The organism is Asticcacaulis sp. (assembly GCF_051956075.1).
In the GTDB taxonomy this organism is placed as follows: Bacteria; Pseudomonadota; Alphaproteobacteria; order Caulobacterales; family Caulobacteraceae; genus Asticcacaulis.
This window is the reverse complement of record NZ_JBQCGA010000013.1, coordinates 14,627-36,052: the sequence shown is the minus strand read 5'-3', so window position 1 is coordinate 36,052 and position 21,426 is coordinate 14,627. Positions and strand designations below refer to the sequence as shown.

The 21,426-nt window shown below is 63.0% G+C and carries 23 protein-coding genes and 1 riboswitch; of the genes, 14 read left to right on the top strand and 9 right to left on the bottom strand.

Annotated elements, in window-relative coordinates; genetic code table 11:
* Window positions 1-942: a polysaccharide deacetylase family protein gene (locus tag ACTHLA_RS03575; RefSeq protein WP_440185549.1), complete on the bottom strand. Its 942-nt coding sequence runs from the start codon at window positions 940-942 to the stop codon at window positions 1-3.
* Window positions 943-1,191: 249 nt separating this feature from the next.
* On the opposite strand from ACTHLA_RS03575, the gene hppD reads away from it, so the two are divergent.
* Genes hppD through ACTHLA_RS03550 form a run of 5 tightly spaced genes read left to right on the top strand, consistent with a single transcriptional unit; the run spans window position 1,192 to window position 5,788 of the window.
* Window positions 1,192-2,220: a 4-hydroxyphenylpyruvate dioxygenase gene (gene hppD / locus ACTHLA_RS03570; protein ID WP_440185547.1), complete on the top strand. Its 1,029-nt coding sequence runs from the start codon at window positions 1,192-1,194 to the stop codon at window positions 2,218-2,220.
* Window positions 2,221-2,239: 19 nt separating this feature from the next.
* Window positions 2,240-3,496 carry a homogentisate 1,2-dioxygenase gene (gene hmgA / locus ACTHLA_RS03565; protein WP_440185545.1) on the top strand — a complete coding sequence of 419 codons (1,257 nt, stop codon included), beginning with the start codon at window positions 2,240-2,242 and terminating at the stop codon, window positions 3,494-3,496.
* A complete protein-coding gene (fahA, locus tag ACTHLA_RS03560) occupies window positions 3,493-4,761 on the top strand; it encodes a fumarylacetoacetase (RefSeq protein WP_440185543.1) in 1,269 nt (422 codons plus the stop codon). Before hmgA ends, fahA begins: the two co-directional genes overlap by 4 nt.
* An 11-nt stretch (window positions 4,762-4,772) precedes the next feature.
* Window positions 4,773-5,420: a maleylacetoacetate isomerase gene (gene maiA / locus ACTHLA_RS03555; protein WP_440185541.1), complete on the top strand. Its 648-nt coding sequence runs from the start codon at window positions 4,773-4,775 to the stop codon at window positions 5,418-5,420.
* A complete protein-coding gene (locus ACTHLA_RS03550; protein WP_440185539.1) occupies window positions 5,417-5,788 on the top strand; it encodes a Rieske (2Fe-2S) protein in 372 nt (123 codons plus the stop codon). Before maiA ends, ACTHLA_RS03550 begins: the two co-directional genes overlap by 4 nt.
* Here the strand turns inward: ACTHLA_RS03550 and ACTHLA_RS03545 are convergent.
* Window positions 5,785-6,654, bottom strand: coding sequence for an EamA family transporter (locus ACTHLA_RS03545; RefSeq protein ID WP_440185537.1), 870 nt, complete (start codon window positions 6,652-6,654; stop codon window positions 5,785-5,787). The genes ACTHLA_RS03550 and ACTHLA_RS03545 overlap by 4 nt on opposite strands.
* A gap of 30 nt (window positions 6,655-6,684) precedes the next feature.
* Window positions 6,685-6,741: riboswitch (guanidine-III (ykkC-III) riboswitch) on the bottom strand.
* Window positions 6,742-6,846: 105 nt separating this feature from the next.
* Between ACTHLA_RS03545 and ACTHLA_RS03540 the strand changes: the two genes are divergently transcribed.
* Window positions 6,847-7,881, top strand: a complete 1,035-nt coding sequence (locus ACTHLA_RS03540) for a glycosyl hydrolase family 18 protein (RefSeq protein WP_440185536.1) — start codon at window positions 6,847-6,849, stop codon at window positions 7,879-7,881.
* A gap of 342 nt (window positions 7,882-8,223) precedes the next feature.
* Window positions 8,224-8,973, top strand: coding sequence for a 1,2-phenylacetyl-CoA epoxidase subunit PaaC (gene paaC, locus ACTHLA_RS03535; protein WP_440185534.1), 750 nt, complete (start codon window positions 8,224-8,226; stop codon window positions 8,971-8,973).
* On the opposite strand, the gene ACTHLA_RS03530 is transcribed toward paaC, so the two are convergent.
* A complete protein-coding gene (locus tag ACTHLA_RS03530; RefSeq protein ID WP_440185532.1) occupies window positions 8,974-9,897 on the bottom strand; it encodes an ornithine cyclodeaminase family protein in 924 nt (307 codons plus the stop codon).
* On the bottom strand, window positions 9,894-10,844 hold the full coding sequence (locus tag ACTHLA_RS03525) for a LysR substrate-binding domain-containing protein (RefSeq protein WP_440185530.1): 951 nt from the start codon (window positions 10,842-10,844) through the stop codon (window positions 9,894-9,896). Before ACTHLA_RS03525 ends, ACTHLA_RS03530 begins: the two co-directional genes overlap by 4 nt.
* A 78-nt stretch (window positions 10,845-10,922) precedes the next feature.
* Here ACTHLA_RS03525 and ACTHLA_RS03520 point away from each other — a divergent pair, with 78 nt between their 5' ends.
* The 5 genes from ACTHLA_RS03520 (at window position 10,923) to ACTHLA_RS03500 (ending at window position 17,926) form a co-directional block, all read left to right on the top strand.
* Window positions 10,923-12,209, top strand: coding sequence for an NAD(P)/FAD-dependent oxidoreductase (locus ACTHLA_RS03520; RefSeq protein WP_440185528.1), 1,287 nt, complete (start codon window positions 10,923-10,925; stop codon window positions 12,207-12,209).
* Window positions 12,210-12,220: 11 nt separating this feature from the next.
* Entirely contained in the window at window positions 12,221-13,756 is a 1,536-nt protein-coding gene (amaB, locus tag ACTHLA_RS03515) for an L-piperidine-6-carboxylate dehydrogenase (RefSeq protein ID WP_440185526.1), read from the top strand.
* Complete coding sequence (locus tag ACTHLA_RS03510; RefSeq protein WP_440185524.1) at window positions 13,749-14,912, top strand: acyl-CoA dehydrogenase; 1,164 nt, start codon at window positions 13,749-13,751, stop codon at window positions 14,910-14,912. The genes amaB and ACTHLA_RS03510 overlap by 8 nt, the downstream gene beginning before the upstream one ends.
* Window positions 14,913-15,074: 162 nt before the next feature.
* On the top strand, window positions 15,075-16,280 hold the full coding sequence (locus ACTHLA_RS03505; protein WP_440185522.1) for a CaiB/BaiF CoA transferase family protein: 1,206 nt from the start codon (window positions 15,075-15,077) through the stop codon (window positions 16,278-16,280).
* Window positions 16,277-17,926 (top strand): thiamine pyrophosphate-binding protein, encoded by a 1,650-nt coding sequence (locus ACTHLA_RS03500; RefSeq protein WP_440185520.1) that lies wholly within the window; start codon window positions 16,277-16,279, stop codon window positions 17,924-17,926. Before ACTHLA_RS03505 ends, ACTHLA_RS03500 begins: the two co-directional genes overlap by 4 nt.
* Here the strand turns inward: ACTHLA_RS03500 and ACTHLA_RS03495 are convergent.
* From ACTHLA_RS03495 to flgB, 5 genes are all read right to left on the bottom strand, one after another.
* The gene (locus ACTHLA_RS03495; protein ID WP_440185518.1) at window positions 17,917-18,213 is read right to left on the bottom strand and encodes an antibiotic biosynthesis monooxygenase family protein; all 297 of its coding nucleotides are present in this window, start codon (window positions 18,211-18,213) and stop codon (window positions 17,917-17,919) included. The two genes, ACTHLA_RS03500 and ACTHLA_RS03495, sit on opposite strands and share 10 nt — an antisense overlap.
* A gap of 64 nt (window positions 18,214-18,277) precedes the next feature.
* Window positions 18,278-18,751 carry a hypothetical protein gene (locus tag ACTHLA_RS03490; protein ID WP_440185516.1) on the bottom strand — a complete coding sequence of 158 codons (474 nt, stop codon included), beginning with the start codon at window positions 18,749-18,751 and terminating at the stop codon, window positions 18,278-18,280.
* Between the two features lie 121 nt (window positions 18,752-18,872).
* Window positions 18,873-19,181, bottom strand: a complete 309-nt coding sequence (locus tag ACTHLA_RS03485; RefSeq protein ID WP_440185514.1) for a flagellar hook-basal body complex protein FliE — start codon at window positions 19,179-19,181, stop codon at window positions 18,873-18,875.
* A 10-nt stretch (window positions 19,182-19,191) separates the two neighbouring features.
* On the bottom strand, window positions 19,192-19,578 hold the full coding sequence (gene flgC / locus ACTHLA_RS03480; protein ID WP_440185779.1) for a flagellar basal body rod protein FlgC: 387 nt from the start codon (window positions 19,576-19,578) through the stop codon (window positions 19,192-19,194).
* A gap of 40 nt (window positions 19,579-19,618) precedes the next feature.
* On the bottom strand, window positions 19,619-20,047 hold the full coding sequence (flgB, locus tag ACTHLA_RS03475) for a flagellar basal body rod protein FlgB (protein ID WP_440185512.1): 429 nt from the start codon (window positions 20,045-20,047) through the stop codon (window positions 19,619-19,621).
* Between the two features lie 164 nt (window positions 20,048-20,211).
* On the opposite strand from flgB, the gene ACTHLA_RS03470 reads away from it, so the two are divergent.
* On the top strand, window positions 20,212-20,517 hold the full coding sequence (locus ACTHLA_RS03470) for a flagellar biosynthetic protein FliO (RefSeq protein ID WP_440185510.1): 306 nt from the start codon (window positions 20,212-20,214) through the stop codon (window positions 20,515-20,517).
* Window positions 20,518-20,560: 43 nt separating this feature from the next.
* Complete coding sequence (gene fliP, locus ACTHLA_RS03465; RefSeq protein ID WP_440185508.1) at window positions 20,561-21,322, top strand: flagellar type III secretion system pore protein FliP; 762 nt, start codon at window positions 20,561-20,563, stop codon at window positions 21,320-21,322.
* The last annotated feature ends 104 nt before the right edge of the window (window positions 21,323-21,426 follow it).

Sequence of the window (21,426 nt, the reverse complement as noted above, 5' to 3'; positions counted from 1 at the left end):
CTACTGGCAGACCTTGTCGATGCCGTCGAGCGAGGCGCCCGGCGGGACATGCGACAGGTCGATCCCCTTCTCCATCGCTGTTCGCTCCATCAGCGAACCGTCGCCGGCATGCGCGTCGTCCTCGGCATAGGCCGGATCGCTCTCGGCCTGTTGCAGGGTGACATAATGCGCGCCCGCCTTGTCGAGTTCATCCAGCACCTGCGGCAGCATAACGGCGCTGAACCCGCCGATATGGGTGAGCAGGACAATGGGGATCTGCCGTCCATAGACGGTCTGCGACAGGACCGGCATCCGCTTCAGTTCGGTGCGCACGCCGTCCATATAGCGCGCCTTCAGCCCGTCTATGGCCGCCATGTCGCCCTTGGCGAGGCAGTGATTATAGGCCTCGGTATAGGCCCAGTCGGAAAAGCTCATCGACACGTCGGCGATGCGGTAGTCATGCGCATGCAGATAATCCATAACCTTTTGATGCGTGGCGCCATCGCCCGCGCTCAGGAACGGAAAACGCAGCCACTTCCAGTCCTTTTCCGTAAGGTTTGGCCCCTGCATATGCTGCGCAACAACCGGTTCGCCTTTTTCGAGGTCGGCCAGGAAGGCGTCGGCGCCGATCTGGCGGACATTGGGATGGCTCCAGGTATGATTGCCGAGCGGAAATCCGGCCTGACGCCAGATGTCCAGCACACCGGCGGAGTCCGGCTCCTGCTCAATGCGCACGGCGTTGACGAAACCATAGGCCTGCGGGACGCCATGCGCCTTGAGCGCGGCGAGGATCATGTCGGCGATCTGAGCGCGCGTCATGTCCTTGGGCAGGCTGCCGTGAGCAGGCAGGTCATCGACGGTGATGGCGATATCAAAGCCTGACGGCGCCGCGTGACACGGCGCCGTCAGTACGAAGAATAGGGCGGCGGCCGAAGCCGCCAGCTTTGTATGCGGTATCTTCATCCGGTAAATCTTCTCGACCTGGCTTTATACCGGCCTCTATATTGGGCCGTTACCGCTAACATGCGCTCGAAAGGCGAGTCTGGCAAGCGCTTTTCAGGCTTTGTGCGTAAAAAATCAGCGCAGCAAGTTTTTGTCCGTGAAAACAAGACGTCGCTTCACGCAGTCTTGACTCCTGACGGCGCAAAAACAGTTGCCAATGCAATTATCCCGATATAGTTTCAATAGATACATTATGCCGGAGATATCGCCATGACGGACGCCACATCGGAGCTTAATCCTATAGGTCTCAACGGTTTCGCCTTCGTCGAATTCACCGGCCCCGACACATCGGCCATGGCCAGGGAACTGGAAAAGCTGGGTTTCAGCGCGGTCGCGCATCATCCGAATCATGACGTTGTCCTCTATCGTCAGGGCGAGGCCTGCTTCCTGATCAACCACGCGGCGACACAGCAGGCGCGCGACTTTGCTGCGCAACATGGCCCCTCCGCCAACAGTATGGGCTTTATCGTCGCCGATGCGGCGAAGGCTCTGGCTGAGGCGGTGAAGCGCGGCGGCATGGCGGTTGACGGCGGCCTGTTCCCGCACGCTTTGCAGGGCATTGGCGGCTCGCTGCTCTATCTGGTTGAGGACCATCTGTTCGACGCCTGGCCGCGCCTGCCGGGCGCGCAGGACAATGGCGTCGGCTTTAAGCTGATCGACCATCTGACGCACAATGTGCAACGCGGCCAGATGCGCCGCTGGTCGGACTTCTATAGCCGCGTCTTCGGCTTTGCCGAGCAAAAATATTTCGACATCAAAGGTCAGGCGACCGGCTTGTTTTCGCAGGCCATGATCGCCCCCGACGCGGCGATCCGCATCCCGCTCAACGAATCGCAGGACGAGAACAGCCAGATTGAGGAATTCCTCAGGGCCTATAAGGGCGAAGGCATCCAGCACATCGCCCTGACGACCGACGACATTTACGCCACGGTCGAAGCCCTGCGCGCGCGCGGCGTGGCCTTGCAGGACACGATCGCGACCTATTACGATCTGGTCGATCAGCGCGTGCCGGGTCACGGCGAGGATCTGGAGCGTATGCGCAAAAACCGCATCCTGATCGACGGCGATGTGGAAAAGGACGGGATTTTGTTGCAGATTTTCACCGAAAACACCTTCGGGCCGATCTTTTTCGAGATCATCCAGCGCAAGGGCAATGACGGCTTCGGCAACGGCAATTTCCAGGCGCTGTTCGAATCCATCGAACTGGACCAGATCCGCCGCGGCGTGATCAAGGTGTAGATCCAAGGGAGAGGCCGTCATGTATATGACCGGTTTCAGCAACCATTTCGCCACCGAGGCGGTTCCCGGCGCATTGCCGCAGGGGCAGAATTCGCCGCAGCGTACGCCATTCGGCCTCTATGCCGAGCAACTGTCAGGCACGGCCTTCACCGCGCCGCGCGCGCACAATCTGCGCGCCTGGCTCTATCGTCTGCGGCCCTCGGCGGGTCATGCGCCGTTTACGCCTGTCGAGCGCGCACAGCCGAATTTTGCACCGCCGACGCCCAATCGGCTGCGCTGGTCGCCGCCGCCCGCGCCCGACACGCCGACGGACTTCATCGACGGCCTGTTCGCGCTGGCTGGCAATGGCGATCCGGCGCAACAAACCGGCATATGCGCCTACGTCTATGCCGCCAACCAGAGCATGAGCCGCGTCTTCTTTAACGCCGACGCGGAGATGATGATCATCCCGCAGCAGGGGGCGCTCGACATCTTCACAGAGATGGGATGGCTCCACATCGCGCCCCTGTCCATCGCGGTGATTCCGCGCGGCGTGCGCTTTCGCGTCGCGCTTGATGGGACGGCGCGTGGCTATTGTCTGGAAAATTACGGCGCGCCGTTCCGCCTGCCCGATCTCGGTCCCATTGGCGCCAATGGACTGGCCAATGCGCGCGATTTTGAAACCCCTGTCGCCGCCTTCGAAGACCGCGACACCGCGACCGAATTGCTGCAAAAATATTGCGGGCGTTTCTGGCGCACGACCTTGCAATATTCGCCGCTCGATGTCGTGGCCTGGCATGGCGATTACGCGCCTTACCGCTACGATCTGCGCCGCTTCAATGCGATCAATACTGTCAGTTTCGACCATCCCGATCCGTCGATCTTCACCGTCTTGACCTCGCCGTCCGAGACGCCAGGCGTGGCCAATTGCGACTTTGTCATCTTTCCGCCGCGCTGGATGGTGGCCGAACACAGCTTCCGCCCGCCCTGGTTCCACCGTAATATCATGAGCGAATTCATGGGGTTGATCGAAGGCGCCTATGACGCCAAGGCGGACGGCTTTACGCCCGGCGGGGCTTCGCTGCACACCATGATGAGCGCGCACGGCCCCGATCGCGCCTCGCATGACGCCGCTGTCGCCGCCGAACTTAAGCCGCACAGGATCGAGGGGACGATGGCCTTTATGTGGGAGACGCGCCATCCTTTGCAGGCCACCGAGGCCGCGATGGACGCCGCATGGCGGCAAACCGATTATGACGCCTGCTGGGCAGGCTTTGAGAAAGCGAAACTGCCGTGATCGACGCGACACACGCCGCCGACGCCGCCTGCTGGGTTCCGGGCGCCGAAGGCCATCCCGACTTTCCGATCCAGAATTTACCTTTCGGCCTGTTCAGCCCGCCCAATGAGGGCCCGCGTCCGGGCGTCGCGATCGGCGATGCCATCATCGAACTGACGGCGCTGGTCGCCGCCGGTCTTGCGCAGCAGGTTCCGGCCGATCTTGCCGTCGTGCTGGCGACTCAGCCCTTGCGGCAATCGTTGCGCCGCCAGATGTTCCAACTGCTTGGCGATGACCGCTATCGCCCTGCCGCCGAGCCTTACCTGCACGCCGCCGCGGATTGCGCTTTGCATGTACCTGTCAGGATTGGCGACTACTCCGACTTCTATGCAGGCATTCATCACGCCGTTGCGGTCGGCAAGCTGTTCCGGCCCGACAATCCGCTGCTGCCCAACTATAAATACGTTCCCATCGGCTATCATGGCCGCGCCTCGTCGATTGTCGCGTCCGGCGCGGACATTGTGCGCCCATGCGGTCAGTTGAAGGCGTTGGACGCCGAGACGCCCGTTTTCGGCCCGTCGCAGCGGCTCGATTTCGAGCTGGAGTTGGGCGTATGGATCGGCCCCGGCAATGCAATGGGTCAACCGATTCCGATCGCAAATGCTGCGCAACATATCGGCGGCTACTGCCTGCTCAACGACTGGTCGGCGCGCGATCTGCAAGCCTGGGAGTACCAGCCGCTCGGCCCGTTTCTGGCCAAGAATTTCGCCACCACAATATCGCCGTGGATCGTCACGCCCGAAGCGCTGGCGCCGTTCCGGCTGGCGCAGGCGCCGCGCCCGGACGGCGATCCCGCCCCCCTGCCCTATCTGTGGGACGAGACCGATCAGGCGTCCGGCGCGCTGAAACTCGACCTGACGGTGGCGATCCAGACCGAAGCCATGCGGGCGGCGGGACTGGCGCCGCATGTCCTGAGCCGCAGCGAGGCGCGGCATCTCTACTGGACGCCCGCGCAACTGGTCGCGCACCACGCCAGCAATGGCTGCAATCTGCGACCCGGCGACCTTCTCGGCACCGGCACGATTTCCGGCCCCGAAGACGGATCTCAGGGCAGTCTTCTGGAATTGAGCATGGGCGGTAAAAAGCCCGTGAGCCTGCCCAATGGCGAGACGCGCGCCTTTCTTCAGGATCAGGATACGCTTATCCTGAGCGCGCGCGCCTGCGCCGAAGGCTATGCCTCCATCGGATTCGGGCCGTGCGTCGGGCGTATCCTGCCCGCTGTCTGAGAGGCCCGTCCATGCTAACCCTTCACAGCTACTGGCGCTCGTCCGCCGCCTATCGCGTTCGCATCGCCCTCAGCCTTAAAGGGCTGGAGTTTGCGCAGGTCACGCACGATCTGCGCCAGAACGCGCATCTCGAACCCGGCTACCGCGCGCTCAATCCGCAGCATCTGGTGCCCGCGCTCGACACCGGCGACGCCGTGCTGACGCAAAGTCCGGCGATTCTGGAGTGGCTGGAGGAGACACACCCCGAACCTGCCCTGTTGCCGTCGACGCCGTCATCGCGCGCGATTGTGCGCAGCATGTGCGACCTGATCGCCTGCGACATCCATCCGCTCAACAATCTACGCGTCCTGCGCGAACTGAAGACAGAATTCGGCGCCGATGCTTCCAGGCTCGACCTGTGGGCGCGCGGATGGATCGCCGAGGGCTTTACGGCGCTGGAGGTTCTGGTGGAAAAGCACGGCCAGGGCTTTTGCTTTGGCGATACGCCGACCCTGGCGGACTGCTTCCTGATTCCGCAGATTTTTTCGGCGCAGCGTTTTGGCGTCGATCTGCGCCCCTATCCGGCTCTGCGCGCGGTCAACGAACGGTGCGACGAACATCCGGCCTTTGTGCGCGCCCATCCGATCCACCAACCCGACGCCGATCAGGTCGACTCTTGAACGATCAGCCGCAGCACAGGCGCATCTTCGCGACCCCCGCCGGGGTAAAACTCGGCCCGCTCGACCTGATTGCGCCCGATACGGCGCGCAACTTTGTGCTGCAAATCGGCGACGCCTTTTTTCATGGCTTCGTCGTGCATAAGGACGGCGCGGTCAGCGGCTATGTCGATCGCTGCCCGCACACCGGCCTGCCGCTGGCGCAGGTTCTCGATGACTATCTGACGCCGCAGACCGATCTGATCTCATGTTCATGGCACGGCGCGCTGTTTCGCATCCATGACGGCCTGTGCGTCGGCGGCCCCTGCGCGGGCAAGAGCCTCACCTCATGGCCCGTGCGCATCGAAGACGGTTTTATCGTCACCGTTTAGGGCAGCGCTTCGTCCACGGCTCGGCGCGCTGTCAGGCTGGAGCCCGCCGAGGCGATGACGACCAGCGCAATCGCCACGCACTGCGTCAGGCTTAACTGCTCGCCGATAATCAGAAAGCCCAGCAAAGCGCCCGTCGCAGGCTCAAGGCTCATCATCAGGCCGAAGGTCTTGGCCGGGATATGTTTGAGCGCCATCATCTCCAGCGAATAGGGGATGGCGCTCGACAGCACCGCAACCGCAACGGCCCACGGCAGCACCGACGGCGACCACAGGGCGGCGCCGGAATGGATCACACCGACCGGCAGGGTGAGCAGCAGCGAAAACGCCATGCCGAGCGCCACCGCCTTGCCGCCATGCACCCTGTCCGACACCTTCTGTCCGACGATGATATACAACCCCCAGCACAGGGCCGCGACCAGCGCCCACATCACGCCAACCGGATCGAGCGCGCCTGTATGCCCGCCCCACGGAATCAGCAGGGCCAGTCCTGCCACGGCGCAGGCGACCCAGACGAAATCGCGCGCCTGCCGCGACGACAGGATGGCGACGGCGAGCGGCCCCAGAAACTCCAGCGCCACGCCTATCCCTAACGGCAGGCGCGCAATCGCCAGATAGAAGGTCAGATTCATCACGCCAAGCAGGCCGCCATACAGCATGACAACGCCCCAGTCCTTGCGCTCAGGTCCGCCCTTCCATGGCCGGAAGACCAGCAGCAGCAACAGGGTCGAATAGAGCTGGCGCAGGGCGGTCACGCCTTCGGGGCCCAGAATCGGGAACAGGTGTTTGCTGAACGAGGCGCCCGCCTGCACCGACAGGATCGAGCATAGCACGGCGAGAACCGGCAACAGACGGGGATTGATGCGCATGGGACGACTCCGGCGGCGATAAGGCTTACAGCGACGTCGTCTTGTCTTGACCGGGTACGACGTCCCTCGTCCGGGATCGCGCCCTAAATATCAAGTCCGGCGCCTGCGCTCAAGAGCGGTCAGGAAAATCGGATTGGTCTTATTGCCAGGCGGGCCCGCCGCTGTCAGGCTGGAAGGAAAAAGGGAGACGCCATGAAAATCCTGCTCGCCGTCCTGCTGATGACGCTGTTGTCGCCCGTCGCGACGCAGGCGAAGCCGGTGATCATCGGCTACCTGCCTACGTTCAAAGGACCGATGGCGGCGCATCTCGACACGGTCGATCTCAGTAAGCTCAGTCAGATCGACATTGCCTTTGTCAATCCGGCGCCGGACGGCGCAATCGTGCGCGACGGCGCCCTGGCCTGCGAGGTTAAGCCGGTGACCGGCTCTGCGGCGACGCTCGACGATCTGCGCGCCGTGGTCAGTCGCGCCCATGCGGCGGGCGTCAAGGTGGTGGCGTCGCTAGGCGGTGGCGTGATTCCGACCTGCGCGGGCGACTGGCGCGATCTGCTTTCGCCCGCCATGCGGCCCGTGGTGGAGGCCAATCTGCTGGCCTTCGTGCGCGATTTCGATCTGGACGGCCTTGATATCGACCTCGAATGGCAGGTGCTGGAGGGTGTCGATCAGGCGGGCGATTACACGCCGTTCGCGCAGGACTTGAGCCGCGCTCTGCATCGCGACGGCAAGGCGCTGACCTGCGCCACCGCTTCGCAGACTGGCGGCATGATCCCCAAGGCGTCGATTCCGGCCTTCGATGTGATCGGGATCATGTCCTATGACGGCGTTGGGCCGGATTGGGGAACGCCGGGCGAGGAACACGCCACGCTCGATATGGCGAAGGCCGATCTCATGACCTGGCTGGCGCGCGGCGCGCGACCGGATCAGCTCGCGCTCGGCGTCCCGTTTTACGGCCACGGTTTCGGCGCCTATGCAGGCGGTCACGACTACAAGGATATTGTCGCCGCCTATGGCGAAACCGCCGCGGAGAGCGATGTCATCGGACAGGCCTGCGCGGGCTGCGATTACATCACCTATAATGGCCGCCCCACGATCCGGCTGAAGGCCGATATGGCGCGACGGATCGGCGCCGGCGTCATGATCTGGGAGATCACCCGCGACGCGCCCGCGCCTGACAGCCTGCTCGACGCCGTTTATGAGTCTCTGCAAAAAAACGCATATGCGAAATAGCGCAACCATGTGCAGCAAATTTTCCGAATTATGACGCCGCCATCAGGAGACGATTGCGCGGGACGATAAGAAATATAAAATTGACATAAACGTCAGTTTTAAAATTGACGCCTTCAGCGCTTTTGGCTAGAGTCCCGATAACGATAAGAATTAACGGCAGAATTTATTAATGGCCGCCTTCGCCGCCCTTTGCGTAACCCTGCGCCGTCCCGAAAACGGGCGGCGTGTGACCGGTTCGCGGCATAGCCACGATCATAATGCTGCGCCCTGAACCGCCGCAGCATAGCCTTAGCCTCCTTTCATAAAAACAGGGCGCAAACGACGCCTGAACGAGGAAACCCCATGTCATCGGCATATTTCGAATACGCTCTGCGTATGGGCGACGACGCCCTGATCCTTGGCCAGCGCCTGAGCGCCTGGTGCGGTCACGCCCCCAGCCTGGAGGTCGATCTGGGCCTGTCCAGTCTGGCGCTCGATCTGGTTGGTCAGGCGACCGACTGGCTGGCCCTGGCGGCGAAGCACGATCCGCAAGGCCGCAGCGCCGACGCGCTGGCTTTTGAGCGCGACGCTAAGGATTTTCACAACTGCCTGCTGGTCGAACAGCCCAATGGCGACTTCGCCCAGACCCTGGCGCGGCAATTTCTGTTCTCGACCTGGCAGTCGCTGCTGATGGAGGCGCTGATGGGATCGTCCGACAAGGACATCGCCGATATCGCCGCCCGTTGCGCGCCGGACCTCAGCTACCATGTCGAGTTCGCCGCCGACTGGATGGTGCGGCTGGGCGATGGCGACTGCCTGAGCCACAAGCGGCTGGTCAAGAGCCTCGGCTATATGTGGCATTTCGTTGATGAGCTGTTCGTGATGGACGAGGTCGATCACGCCCTGCTGCGCGCCGGAATCGCGGTCGATAAGACGGCCTTGCATGGGGAATTCAACACGCGCATCGAAACCGTGCTGCGCGAAGCGGGTCTGCGTGAACCGGAAGGCCGACGCGCCGTGATCAATGGCCGCAAGGGCCATGACGGCAATCATGTCGCGCACATGCTGCACGAGATGAACATTCCGCCGCAGGACGGCGAATTGCCGTGGTGATCAGCGATTCATGACCAGACCGGCGGCGGCCAGATCCTGCGCCGCTTCGCCGACGCTTTTGAATACGGTGATGGCGCCCTCGCGTCCCGGCTGTTTCCCCTGAGCGCACAGATCGGCGAGATCGCCGCAAAGGGCGTCGGGACGGAGCGCGCCGGACGCAATCGGGCCGCTCAGATCGCCCGCTTCGCCAAGCGCGGCGCGGGTATCGACCCAGACCTGCCCGCGGCGCATGACCAGATCGTCGCCTTCGCGCATATCGGGCAGATAGCCGCCGATCAGGGCGACGTGCTGACCGGGCCTCAGACCCGCGCCGCGCACCCATGGCTCGCGGCTCAGGGTCGCGCAGGCGATGATGTCGGCCCAGTCCTGCGACGCCGCCAGATCCTCCGTCGCCGCGGCGTCGAAACCGCCCGCGCTCAGGGCGCGCGCCAGCTTTTCGGCATTGGCGTGGGTGGGACTGAAGACGCGCACGCTGTCGATCGACCGCACGGCGCGGTAGGCGAAAGCCAGCTCCGAGGCGATGCGCCCGGAGCCGATCAGCAACAGACGGCGCGCGCCGTCCGGCGCCAGCCGGTCCGCCGCCATCGCCGCCACCGCCGCCGTGCGCCGCGCTGTCAGCTCGCCGCCGTCGAGCAGGGCCAGATGTTCGCCGGTCAGCGCATCGAACAAAAGATAGCTGGCCGTCACGGCGGGCAGGCGACGTTTGGCGTTGCCGGGCGTGACATTGACGATCTTGACCCCGCCGATCTCACGCCCCCAGGCGGGCATCAGCAGCAGCGAAGCGTCCGGTTCGCCGTCCTGCGCCAGCGTATGCACATGTCGCGGCGGCGTTGCGACCGCCTGGGCCAGGCGTTTGGGCAGTTCGCGCGCCATCAGGTCGTAGGTCAGCAGGCGGATAATGTCGGCGGCGGAATAGGACTTCATGATGGGCTCCCATGAGCGCGCAGATCGTCGGCGGTTTCGCGCAGCAACCAGTCGCGAAAAGCGATCAGCGGCGGATGGTCGGCGCGCTCCTCCGGCCAGGCCAGATAATAGGCTTCGGCGTTCTTCATCACGCCCTTGTCTGGCAGGTCGATGGCGGGAACCAGTTGCCCACTGGCCAGTTCCTCCTCAATCAGGAAGGTCGGCAGCAAGGCCACGCCAAGGCCTGCGCGCGTCACCTGCGCCACCGTGGCGAACTGGTCGAACAGCATGCCCTGCACATGCTCGCTGAGCGCCCCGTAGCGCGCCAGCCAGCGCTCCCAGGCGTCGGGCCGCGTGGTCAGGTGCAGCAAAGGGGCGCGGCGCAGATCGCCGGGTTGCTGGAAATTATATTGCGCCTTCAGGGTCGGGCTGCAGGCGGGCATGACATATTCTTCGCGCAGCAATTGCGTGCGGGCGCCCTGCCATTCGCCGCGTCCATGATGGATGGCGGCGTCCATCGCTTCGGCGCGAAAATCGAACACGGTCAGCCGTGTCATCAGGTTGAGCGTAATACCGGGATGGGCCTGCAAAAAGGCGGGCAGGCGCGGCGCCAGCCAGCGCGCGCCGAAGGTCGGCAGGATGGCGAGGTTCAACGTGCCGCCCAGCGGATTGGCGCGCAGGTTCAGCGAGGCGGTCGAGATGCGTTTCAGCGCGTCGCGAATCTCGCGCGCATAGGTCTCGCCGCCCGTGGTTAGCCGGATGGTCTGGCGCTCGCGGTGGAACAGCTCGACCTCCAACTGTTCCTCCAGCGCCTTGATCTGGCGGCTGACCGCGCTCTGGGTCAGGTTCAGCTCCCTGGCGGCCAGGGTGATGCTGCCGGAGCGCGCGGCGGCCTCGAAGGCCTGAAGATGCGACAGGGAGGGCAGAAAGCGGCGCGGCGACAGCATCAGGTCATTCTTAATGCGCATAATATGATGCGCAAACAGCGATGGAAGGCGGCCATATTAGCGCGTATAGGGGTTATGTCCATACGCATTCGGAATGATATGTCGCCCGATCCTCGCAAGACTCATGGCCTGTGGGAAACCAGCGCGCCGCCCGCGCCGGATACCGTCATGCTGCGCGGCGAAACGCGCAGCGAGGTCGTGATCGTCGGCGGCGGCTATACGGGCAATTCCGCCGCCCTGCATCTGGCCAAACGCGGGATCAGCGCCACCGTGCTGGAGGCGAAATCCATAGGCTTCGGCGGGGCGGGGCGTAATGTCGGTCTGGTCAATGCGGGCATGTGGGTCATGCCGGACGAGCTGCCGAACGTGCTGGGCGAGGTGTATGGCGAGCGGCTTTTGAACCTGCTTGGCGATGCGCCGTCCGCCGTGTTCGAGATCGTCAAGACCTACGACATTGACTGCCAGCTTCAGACCGAAGGCACCCTGCATTGCGCGGTCGGCGCAGCGGGGCTTGCGGAGCTGCAACAGCGCGAAGATCAGTGGCGCAGACGCGGCGCGCCGGTGCGGCTGTTATCGCGCGAAGAGACGGCGCAAAAAATCGGCTCGGACGCCTATGAGGGCGCGCTGCTCGACCTGCGCGCCGGAACGATTCAGCCGCTGGCCTATGTGCGCGGTCTGGCGGCGGCGGCGATCCGCGAAGGCGCAACAATCCATACCGACAGTCCGGCCCTGAGCGTCGAAAAGACTTCGGGCGGCTGGCGCGTCGCAACGCCCGAAGGTTCTGTGACCGCCGATACGGTCATAATGGCCACCGACGCCTATACGCAGGGGCCGTGGGAGATCATCCGTCGCGAACAGGTTCACCTGCCCTATTTCAACTTCGCCACCCGTCCCTTGAGCGACAATGTCCGCGCCAGCATTCTGCCCGGTCGTGAAGGCTGCTGGGACACAAAGGAGGTGCTGTCCTCCTTCCGCATGGATCGCATGGGGCGACTGATCTTTGGCAGCGTCGGGGCCTTGTCGGGCGCGGGCGAAATCATCCACAAGGGCTGGGCGCGCCGCGCGCTGCATCGTCTGTTCCCGCAACTGGGCGATATCGCGTTCGAAGCCGAATGGTACGGCCAGATCGGCATGACCGACGACAATCTGCCGCGCTTTCACAAGTTTGCAGACGGCGTGATCGGGATCAGCGGTTATAATGGTCGCGGCATTGCGCCCGGAACCGTGATGGGCCGCACGCTGGCGCAACTGGTCGCGGGCGAGATGACTGAGGCCGACCTGCCTCTGCCCGTCACGGATGCGCGCGAAGCCGCTTTGCGTCCATTTAAAGAAGCTTTTTACGAGATCGGGGCGCAAGCCGCCCACCTCGCAGGCGCGAGGTTTTAAGGAGACCGCTCATGATCACCGAAACCACCCGCACGGCCACGGATGTGGCGCATCTGCTCAAGGCGCTCGGCGTCACGGAAGCCGCGTACACGGGCGGCGGCCTCGCCGTGCATTCGCCCAATACGGGCGATCTGATCGCGCAGGTCGTGGAGACGCCCGCCGTCGAGGCGAAGGCCGCCATCGACAGGGCGCACGCGGCGTTTTTGCAATGGCGCGTCATCCCCGCCCCCAAGCGCGGCGAACTGGTGCGCCTGTTCGGCGAGGAGCTGCGCTCGCACAAGGCGGAGCTGGGCAAGCTGGTCTCGCTCGAAGTCGGCAAGGTGACCTCCGAGGGCCTTGGCGAAGTGCAGGAAATGATCGACATCTGCGACTTCGCGGTCGGCCTGTCGCGGCAATTGTACGGCCTGACCATCGCCACCGAACGCAGCCAGCACCGCATGATGGAGACCTGGCATCCGCTCGGCGTGGTCGGGATCATCTCGGCCTTTAACTTCCCGGTCGCCGTCTGGGCGTGGAATGCGGCCCTGGCCCTGGTCTGCGGCGACGCCATTGTCTGGAAGCCGTCGGAAAAGTCGCCCCTGACCGCCTTGGCCACCCACGCCATTTTCGAGCGCGCGCTGAAGCGCTACGTCAATGACGGTTATGATGCGCCCGAAGGCCTGTCGGCCCTGATCATCGGCGCGAAAGAGACCGGCGAGATTCTGGTCGATCACGACAAGGTGGCGCTGGTCTCGGCGACGGGTTCGACCGCCATGGGCCGTGTCGTCGGTCCGAAGCTGGCGGCGCGGTTCGCGCGCTCGATCCTCGAACTGGGCGGCAACAATGCGGCCATTGTCGCCCCGACCGCCGATCTCGACCTGACCTTACGCGGCGTCGCCTTTTCGGCCATGGGCACGGCGGGCCAGCGCTGCACCACGCTGCGCCGTCTGTTCGTGCATGACAGCCTCTATGACGGCTTTGTCGCGCGCCTCAAGAGCGCCTACGCCTCGGTCAAGGTCGGCGATCCGACCGAAGACGGTACCCTGGTCGGGCCGCTGATCGACAAGGCGGCGTTTGACGGCCACCAAAAGGCGCTGGCCGACGCCAAGACGGCGGGCGGCAAGATCACCGGCGGCGAGCGCGTCATGGTTTCAGGCGACAATAGCTATTATGTGCGTCCTGCCATCGTCGAAATGAATAAGCACGAAGGGCCGACTTTGCGCGAAACCTTTGCGCCGATCCTTTATGTGCTGCGCTACAGCGATCTCAAGGACGCCATCGCCATGCAGAACGCGGTCGGCGCGGGCCTGTCCTCCTCGATCTTCACCAATGACATGCGCGAGGCCGAGCTGTTCCTGTCAGCGGCGGGCTCGGATTGCGGCATCGCCAATGTCAATATCGGCACCTCCGGCGCAGAAATCGGCGGCGCGTTCGGCGGCGAAAAGGAAACCGGCGGCGGGCGCGAATCGGGCTCGGACGCCTGGAAGGCCTATATGCGCCGCGCCACCAACACCCTCAACTACGGCAGCGCCCTGCCGCTGGCCCAGGGCGTAAAATTCGATGTTTGATTGGGCCGATCCCCTGCTGCTCACCGAGCAGCTTTCCGACGATGAGCGGATGATCATGGAGGCCGCACGCGACTATGCGCAGGGTTCGCTGATGCCGCGCGTGTTGAGCGCCTACGCCAACGAGCAGACCGACCGCGCCATCTTCAACGAGATGGGCAGCCTTGGCCTGCTCGGCGCGACCCTGCCGGAGCCATATGGCGGCGCGGGCGCAAGCTACGTCGCCTACGGCCTGATCGCGCGCGAGGTCGAGCGCGTCGATTCCGGCTATCGCTCCATGATGAGCGTGCAGTCGTCTCTGGTCATGTATCCGATTCACGCCTACGGCTCCGAAGCGCAGCGGATGAAATACCTGCCGAAACTGGCGAGCGGCGAATGGGTCGGCTGTTTCGGCCTGACCGAACCGGACGCCGGCTCCGATCCCGGTTCGATGACGACGCGCGCCGAGCGGTTGGATGGCGGCTATCGCCTGACCGGCACCAAGATGTGGATTTCCAATTCTCCCATCGCCGACGTCTTCGTGGTTTGGGCCAAGCTGGACGGCGAGATCCGGGGCTTTGTGCTGGAAAAAGGCATGAAGGGTCTTTCCGCGCCCAAGATTCACGGCAAGCTGTCCTTGCGCGCCTCGATCACCGGCGAGATCGTCATGGACGGGGTCGAGGTCAGTGAGGATCATCTGTTGCCCAATGTCAAAGGGCTCAAGGGTCCGTTCGGCTGTCTGAACCGCGCGCGCTACGGCATCGCCTGGGGCGTGATGGGCGCGGCGGAAGATTGCTGGCATCGCGCGCGGCAATATGGCCTTGACCGCAAGCAATTTGGCAAGCCGTTAGCGCAGATGCAGCTATTCCAGAAGAAGCTGGCCGACATGCAGACCGAGATCGCGCTGGGCCTGCAAGCGGCCCTGCGCGTCGGGCAATTGTTCGACGCCGGACAGATGCAGCCGGAAATGATCAGCCTGATCAAGCGCAACAATTGCGGTAAGGCGCTGGAGATCGCGCGCCACGCCCGCGACATGCACGGCGGCAACGGCATCCACGAGGAATACCATGTCATGCGTCACGCGCAGAATCTGGAGACCGTCAACACCTATGAGGGCACGCATGATGTGCATGCGCTGATCCTTGGGCGCGCGCAGACCGGCTTGCAGGCGTTTTTTTGATGCAGGTAGAGACGACAATGCGACTACCACATCCTTCCCTGTTTACGGTGAAGGTGGATTTCGGCGGGCAAGGTCCGTCGAAAGACGGAAGGGGGAAGCCTGACGTTCATCCCCCCTCCACCGCTTCGCGGTCCCCCTCCCCCGTAAACGGGGGAGGATGATATGTCCAAACCCCTTTCCGGTCTCAAAGTCCTCGAACTGGCGCGCATCCTCGCCGGGCCGTGGTGCGGGCAGTTGCTGGCCGATCTGGGCGCTGAGGTGATCAAGATCGAGCGGCCCGGCGTCGGCGATGATACGCGGCAATGGGGGCCGCCGTTTGTTAAAGACAGGGACGGTCAAAGCTGGGGCGCGGCCTATTTTCACGCCTGCAATCGCGGCAAGGCGTCGGTGGCAGTCAATATTGATTCGAGTGAAGGTCAGGCCGCCATCCGCGCACTGGCCGCCGAGGCCGATGTGCTGATCGAGAATTTCAAGGTCGGCGGGCTGAGCAAGTACGGCCTCGATTACGCCAGCCTGAAAACGATCAATCCGCGCCTGATCTACGCCTCGATCACCGGTTTCGGCCAGGACGGACCCTATGCGCAGCGCGCCGGTTACGACTACATCATTCAGGGCATGAGCGGCCTGATGGAGATTACCGGCGAGCCGGAGCGCGAGCCGCAAAAGGTCGGGGTCGCCGTGGTCGATCTGTTCACCGGCGTCTATACGGCGACGGCGGTGCTGGCGGCGCTGCATGGGCGCGAGCGGACGCACGAAGGCTGCCATATCGACATGTCTTTGTTCGACACGGCCACCGCCATGCTGGCCAATCAGGCGGGCAATTATCTGGCGTCGGGTCAATCGCCGTCACGACTTGGCAATGCGCATCCGAACATCGCGCCTTATCAGGTTTTTCCGGTTAAGGACGGCCACGTCATCGTCGCCGTCGGCAATGACGCGCAGTTTCACAAGTTCTGCAACGCCATCGGCGCGGATGAGGTCGCCTGCAAGGCCGACTATGCCAGCAATGCCGATCGCGTCGCTACGCGCGCGCAGTTGCAGGCGCAACTGGAGCCCTATCTCGAACGCTATGGCCGCAAGGAATTGCTGGCCATGCTGGAGCAGGCGGGCGTGCCCGCCGGGCCGATCAACCGCATCGAGGACGTGTTCAACGATCCTCAGATCGTGCATCGCGGCCTGAAGCTGGACCTGACTGCGCCGGACGGCTCAAAGGTGGCGGGCGTCGCCTCGCCCATCGTGATCAATGGCCAGCGCATGGCGGCGGAAGGGCCTTCGCCTATGTTGGGCAGTGGAATAGCGGCGTGGAATGCCCCCTCCACCCCTTCGGTGTCCCCCTCCCCCGCTATCGCAGGGGAGGAAAAGATATGAGAACAGGCGGACAGATTCTTGTCGATCAATTGCGGGCGCAGGGCGTCGAGCGCGTGACCTGTGTGCCGGGGGAGAGCTATCTGGCGGCGCTGGATGCGATGTACGACGCCGACATCGACGTACTGATCTGCCGCCATGAGGGCGGCGCGGCGATGATGGCCGAGGCTTATGGCAAGCTGACGAACCGGCCCGGCGTCTGTTTCGTCACGCGCGGCCCCGGCGCGATGAACGCCGCGCACGGCGTGCATATTGCGCAGCATGATTCCACGCCGATGATTCTGTTCATCGGTCAGGTCGAACGCGCCATGCGCGGGCGCGGCGCCTTTCAGGAAATGGAGTACGAGGCCGTGTTCGGCTCGGTCGCCAAGTGGGTGGTCGAGATCGACGACGTCCGCCGCATCCCGGAAATCGTGGCGCGCGCCTTTCGCGAAGCCATGCAGGGCCGCCCCGGTCCGGTCGTCGTGTCCCTGCCCGAAGACGTGCTGACCGATCTGGCAGAGGTCGCGGACGCGCCTTATGTCGCGCCCGCCAGGCCGGAATTGTCGATGGAGATGTTCCAGCAGGTCGAGGCGCATCTGAAGACCGCCAAACGCCCTCTGATCATCCTTGGCGGTTCGTGCTGGAGCGATGACGGCGTGGCGGCGATGCAGGACTTCGCCGCGCGCTGGAAGCTGCCGGTGGCGACCGAGTTTCGCCGCGCGGGGCTGTTCGACGCGCTGCATCCGTCCTATGCGGGCGATCTCGGCTTCGGCCAGAATCCGAAACTCAGCCAGCGCGTCAGGGACGCCGACCTGTTGATCCTGATCGGCGCGCGCATGGCCGAGGTTCCGTCGAGCAGCTATACGCTGATCGACATCCCGACGCCGCAACAGACCCTCATCCAGGTCTTCCCGGACGCTGCCGAGATCGGCAAGGTCTATCAGCCGGCGCTGGGCGTCGTGTGCGCGCCCGATGCGTTTGCGCGTTCACTGAGCTGGCTGAAGGCGCCGTTCGACCTCCCGTGGGCGGAGGCGACCGAAAACGCCCATATGGACTATCTGGCCTGGACCGGCCAGCCCGCCATTATACCGGGTGAGTTCCAGTACGGCGAGGCGATGGTGAGCCTGCGCAACCTGCTGCCCGCCGATGCGATCATCTGCAATGGCGCGGGCAATTACGCCATCTGGGTGCATCGCTACTGGCGTCACCGTCTGCCGCGCACGCAACTGGCGCCGACCTCCGGCAGCGTCGGCTATTCCGTCCCGGCAGGGGTGATGGCCAAGCGGCAATGCCCGGATAAAACCGTGGTGGTGTTTGCTGGCGACGGCTGCTTCCTGATGCACGGCAATGAGTTCGCTACCGCCGTGCAGTACGATATTCCGGTGATTGTCATCGTCATCGACAATAGCATGTATGGCACCATCCGCATGCACCAGGAGCGCAATTATCCGCGCCGCGTCGTCGGCACCGATCTGAAGAATCCCGATTTCGCGGCCTATGCGCGCGCCTTTGGCGGGCATGGCGAGACGGTGCGCACGACGGCGGATTTTTTGCCTGCGTTTGAGCGCGCGCGAGCGTCAAACAAACCCACCATCCTGCACTGTTTCCTCGATCCGCAGGCGATTACGCCCGCGACCACTCTGGACGCGATTTCCAATCAGAAATAGGTCGTGGTTTCCGAGTGCGTGACCTGCGGCGGGCTAAGGAAGAACGGCCCGGCCAGGGCGCGCCATGACTGGAAGTTGTCAGAATTGCGGAAGGTGACCATATGGTGCTCGACGCTTTCCCAGGTCACGCGCAGCAGATAATCGCCCGGCGTTTCGATGATGCGCTCCAGCGCCATACCGTGACAGCCTTCGGCGGACTGGAAGAAGGGCGCGGCCTTGGCGACGGCGGCCTCGAAATCGGCGGCCCTGGCCGGGTCGATCGTCAGGCGGGCGAGTTCAAAAATCATGATGCGGCTCCTGTTTACGCCTCGTCTGCCCTTGCCAGCCTTTCACGTCAAGAATGATTACATATCACCCTAAATCTAAGTGACCTCGCCTTGCTTCATTAATCAGCGTTTGCAGATGTACGCCATCACCCGCCTGTTTAGTTACCACTGATGCTGTTTGCCCTCGTCCAACTTCCTTTTGGACGAGTGAGACGAACTGACGTTCACATGCCTCAGAAATTTTGTGCATAATTCCCTTATCCTCATCACTTGCCTCACCCCATTCGCAAGCAATTTGATGGCATACAACTATATAGTCTAATATTCTCGCTCTATAGCCTCTATAGGCTTCTGGCTTTTTGCTGCCATAATCATCTACAATTTTGTTTTTAAAAAATAGACGCCCTTGCTCAACCAAAATTGAAGTCTCAAATGCAAGTTTTAGCATTTCATCCGCCTCCTTTTCTGGTGTGAGACGGCCACTATGGTATTTCGAAAAAAAGCATATTAATTGCGTTGTTTGCAAAGCTCTAATGGCGCGATTTGACCAATTCAGCACGTCCTCTCGCCGCAACTGAGCCTCTCTCCATCGAGCCCACCCCGCTAAAAGACTGATAGCGGCAATAATTGCGGATAAAACTGTTGCCCAAGCCTCCACTTCTTCCTCCCCCTAAAATTGCTTAAATGGGCATACTCATAATCTGCTGATACGCGCTGATCACCTGATCGCGGATAGCGATGACGCTTTGCAGGCTGGTTTCGGCATTGGCGACGGCGGTGACGGCGTCGATCAGCTCGGCCTTGCCCGCCTGTTGCTGGATCATCATATGCTCGGCGTTCTGCGTGCTCTGGATCGTGCTTTGCAGCGCGGTCTGCACCATATGCCCGAAATCGGGCTTGGCCGGACCGTCGGCGTCGTCTTTACCTGTCAGGTTTTGCGCCTGTTTCAGCGCGGCGCCATAGGCGCGGGCGGCGACCAGAGGGGTCATGGCTCAGCTCCTATTTTTGCAGAATGTCGAGGATGCGGCTGTTCATATCGCGCGCCGTCTCGATGACGTTCATGTTCGCCTCGTAGGCGCGCTGCGCCTCGCGCATATCCATGGTCTCGATCAGCGGATCGACATTCGGCTTCTTGACATAGCCCTTGGCGTTGGCGGCGGGATTGGACGGGTCGTATTCCTGCGTGAAGTCCGACGTGTCCTGGGCGACGCGCGCCAGCTCGACGCCGGTGGCGCCGTCCACATTGGACGAGCTGAACACCGGGATCTGGCGGCGATACGGGTCGGAGCCCGGCGTGCGGCCGGTCGAATCGGCGTTGGCGATGTTTTCAGCGATGATGCGCATGCGCGCCTGCTGCGCCTTGAGCGCGCTGGCGGCGACGGCCATGGTCTGATCGGAATTCAGGGGTTTCAACATCGTCTAAGCCTTACTTACCCGGCTGCTTGGCGGCCATCTTGATCATGGCCAGCGACTTTTCGTAGAAGCCGACCGCCGCCTGAAACTGCATGCGGCTGTCCGACATTTTGAGCATCTGCTCCTCCAGCACGACGCTGTTGCCGTCGAGCGTGGTTTCCGAATCGGGGCTGACGACATCCTGCGCATGAGTCGGACCGGCATTGGGCAGGTCCATATGCATGGCGTTGGTTTCGCTCAAAGCCAGACCGCCGCCTTCGGGCGCCTGCCCCTGCACCATAGCCGTAAAGTCCTGCGCCTTGAGATCTCTGGGCTTGAATCCCGGCGTCGAGGCGTTGGCGACGTTTTCCGCCACCACCTTCTGACGGTCGCTCAGCCAACCCATGCGGTTTTGCAGCGCCGACAGGAAGGAAATGCCCTGGCTGGCCATCTGGTCGCTCATCTGCCCATCCGCCTTTCTGTTTGCGCGCGACTCGATCTAAGCCGGGAATCGGCGCATCGGAGTGTTAGGCAAAGAATGCCCATCTTTTGGTTAACGAAGCCTTTAAGTAAACGCCGCGTTAACCATGCAGGCCATATGGATGAAGGGTAGGCGCAAGAGCGGATATGGACTGGACTCAGACTCTCAAGGCGGTGTTCGCGCTGGCGATTGTGCTGGGCCTGATCCTGGGCCTGGCCGCCCTGTTGCGGCGCTACGGACCGCAATTTATGGCGCAGATGACCGCGCAGCGCGGCAAGAAGCGCCTGTCGGTGGTCGAGACGCTGGTGCTCGATCCCGCAAGGCGGCTGGTATTGGTGCGCGTCGATAGCGAGGAGCGCCTTTTGCTGCTCGGCGAAGGCCGCGAGCTGGGCGCACCCGACGCGGCGCCCGTAAAACCTGTCAGGACGGACCCCGCCGATGAGTTGTTCTGATATGCCCGCAGCGTCAGCATCGAAACGTCGCCTCAGTCCGAGGATGATGAACCTCATCATCCTCGGCGTCTTCATCCTCGCCTTCGCCCTGATGATCCTGCCCTATCATGCGCTGGCGCAGTCGGTGAATGTCGATCTGGGCAAGGGCGGCACGCTGAGCGCGCGCGTGATCCAGTTGATCGCGCTGATGACCGTGCTGTCTCTGGCGCCGTCCATCGTCATCATGACCACCTCGTTCGTGCGCATCATCGTGGTGCTGTCCCTGCTGCGCACGGCCATGGGCTTGCAGCAAAGCCCGCCCAATGCGGTGCTGATTTCGCTGGCCCTGTTCCTGTCCGCCGTGGTCATGGCGCCGACCTGGGAGGCGGCCTATACGGACGGCATCAAGCCGCTGATGGATCAGCAGATCGAGATGTCGCAAGCGTTCGACGCCGCATCCCAGCCGCTCAAGGGTTTCATGCTGGCCCAGGTGGACGCCAGCGACCTCAAATTGTTCGTCGGCCTGTCCAAGCTTGACATGCCCAAGGACAAGATGGACCTGCCGGTGCGCGTCGTGACGCCCGCCTTCATGATCTCCGAGTTGAAAAAGTCCTTCGAGATCGGCTTCATGCTGTTCGTGCCGTTTCTGGTCATCGACCTTGTCGTCGCCAGCGTGCTGATGAGCATGGGCATGATGATGCTGCCGCCCGCTGTGGTCAGTTTGCCGTTCAAGTTGATCTTCTTCGTGCTGGTCGATGGCTGGCATCTGGTCGCCGGATCGCTGGTGCAGAGTTTCCATCCAGCCCTGACCGGCGGAAGCGGATAAACTTTGAGGGCGACCGCATCCCCCGATACGACCGCCCTCCTCCGCCCGGATTGCGGACGAATACCCCCCTGACCTTTCGTCCGCAGGCGGCGACTCAAGCGCCC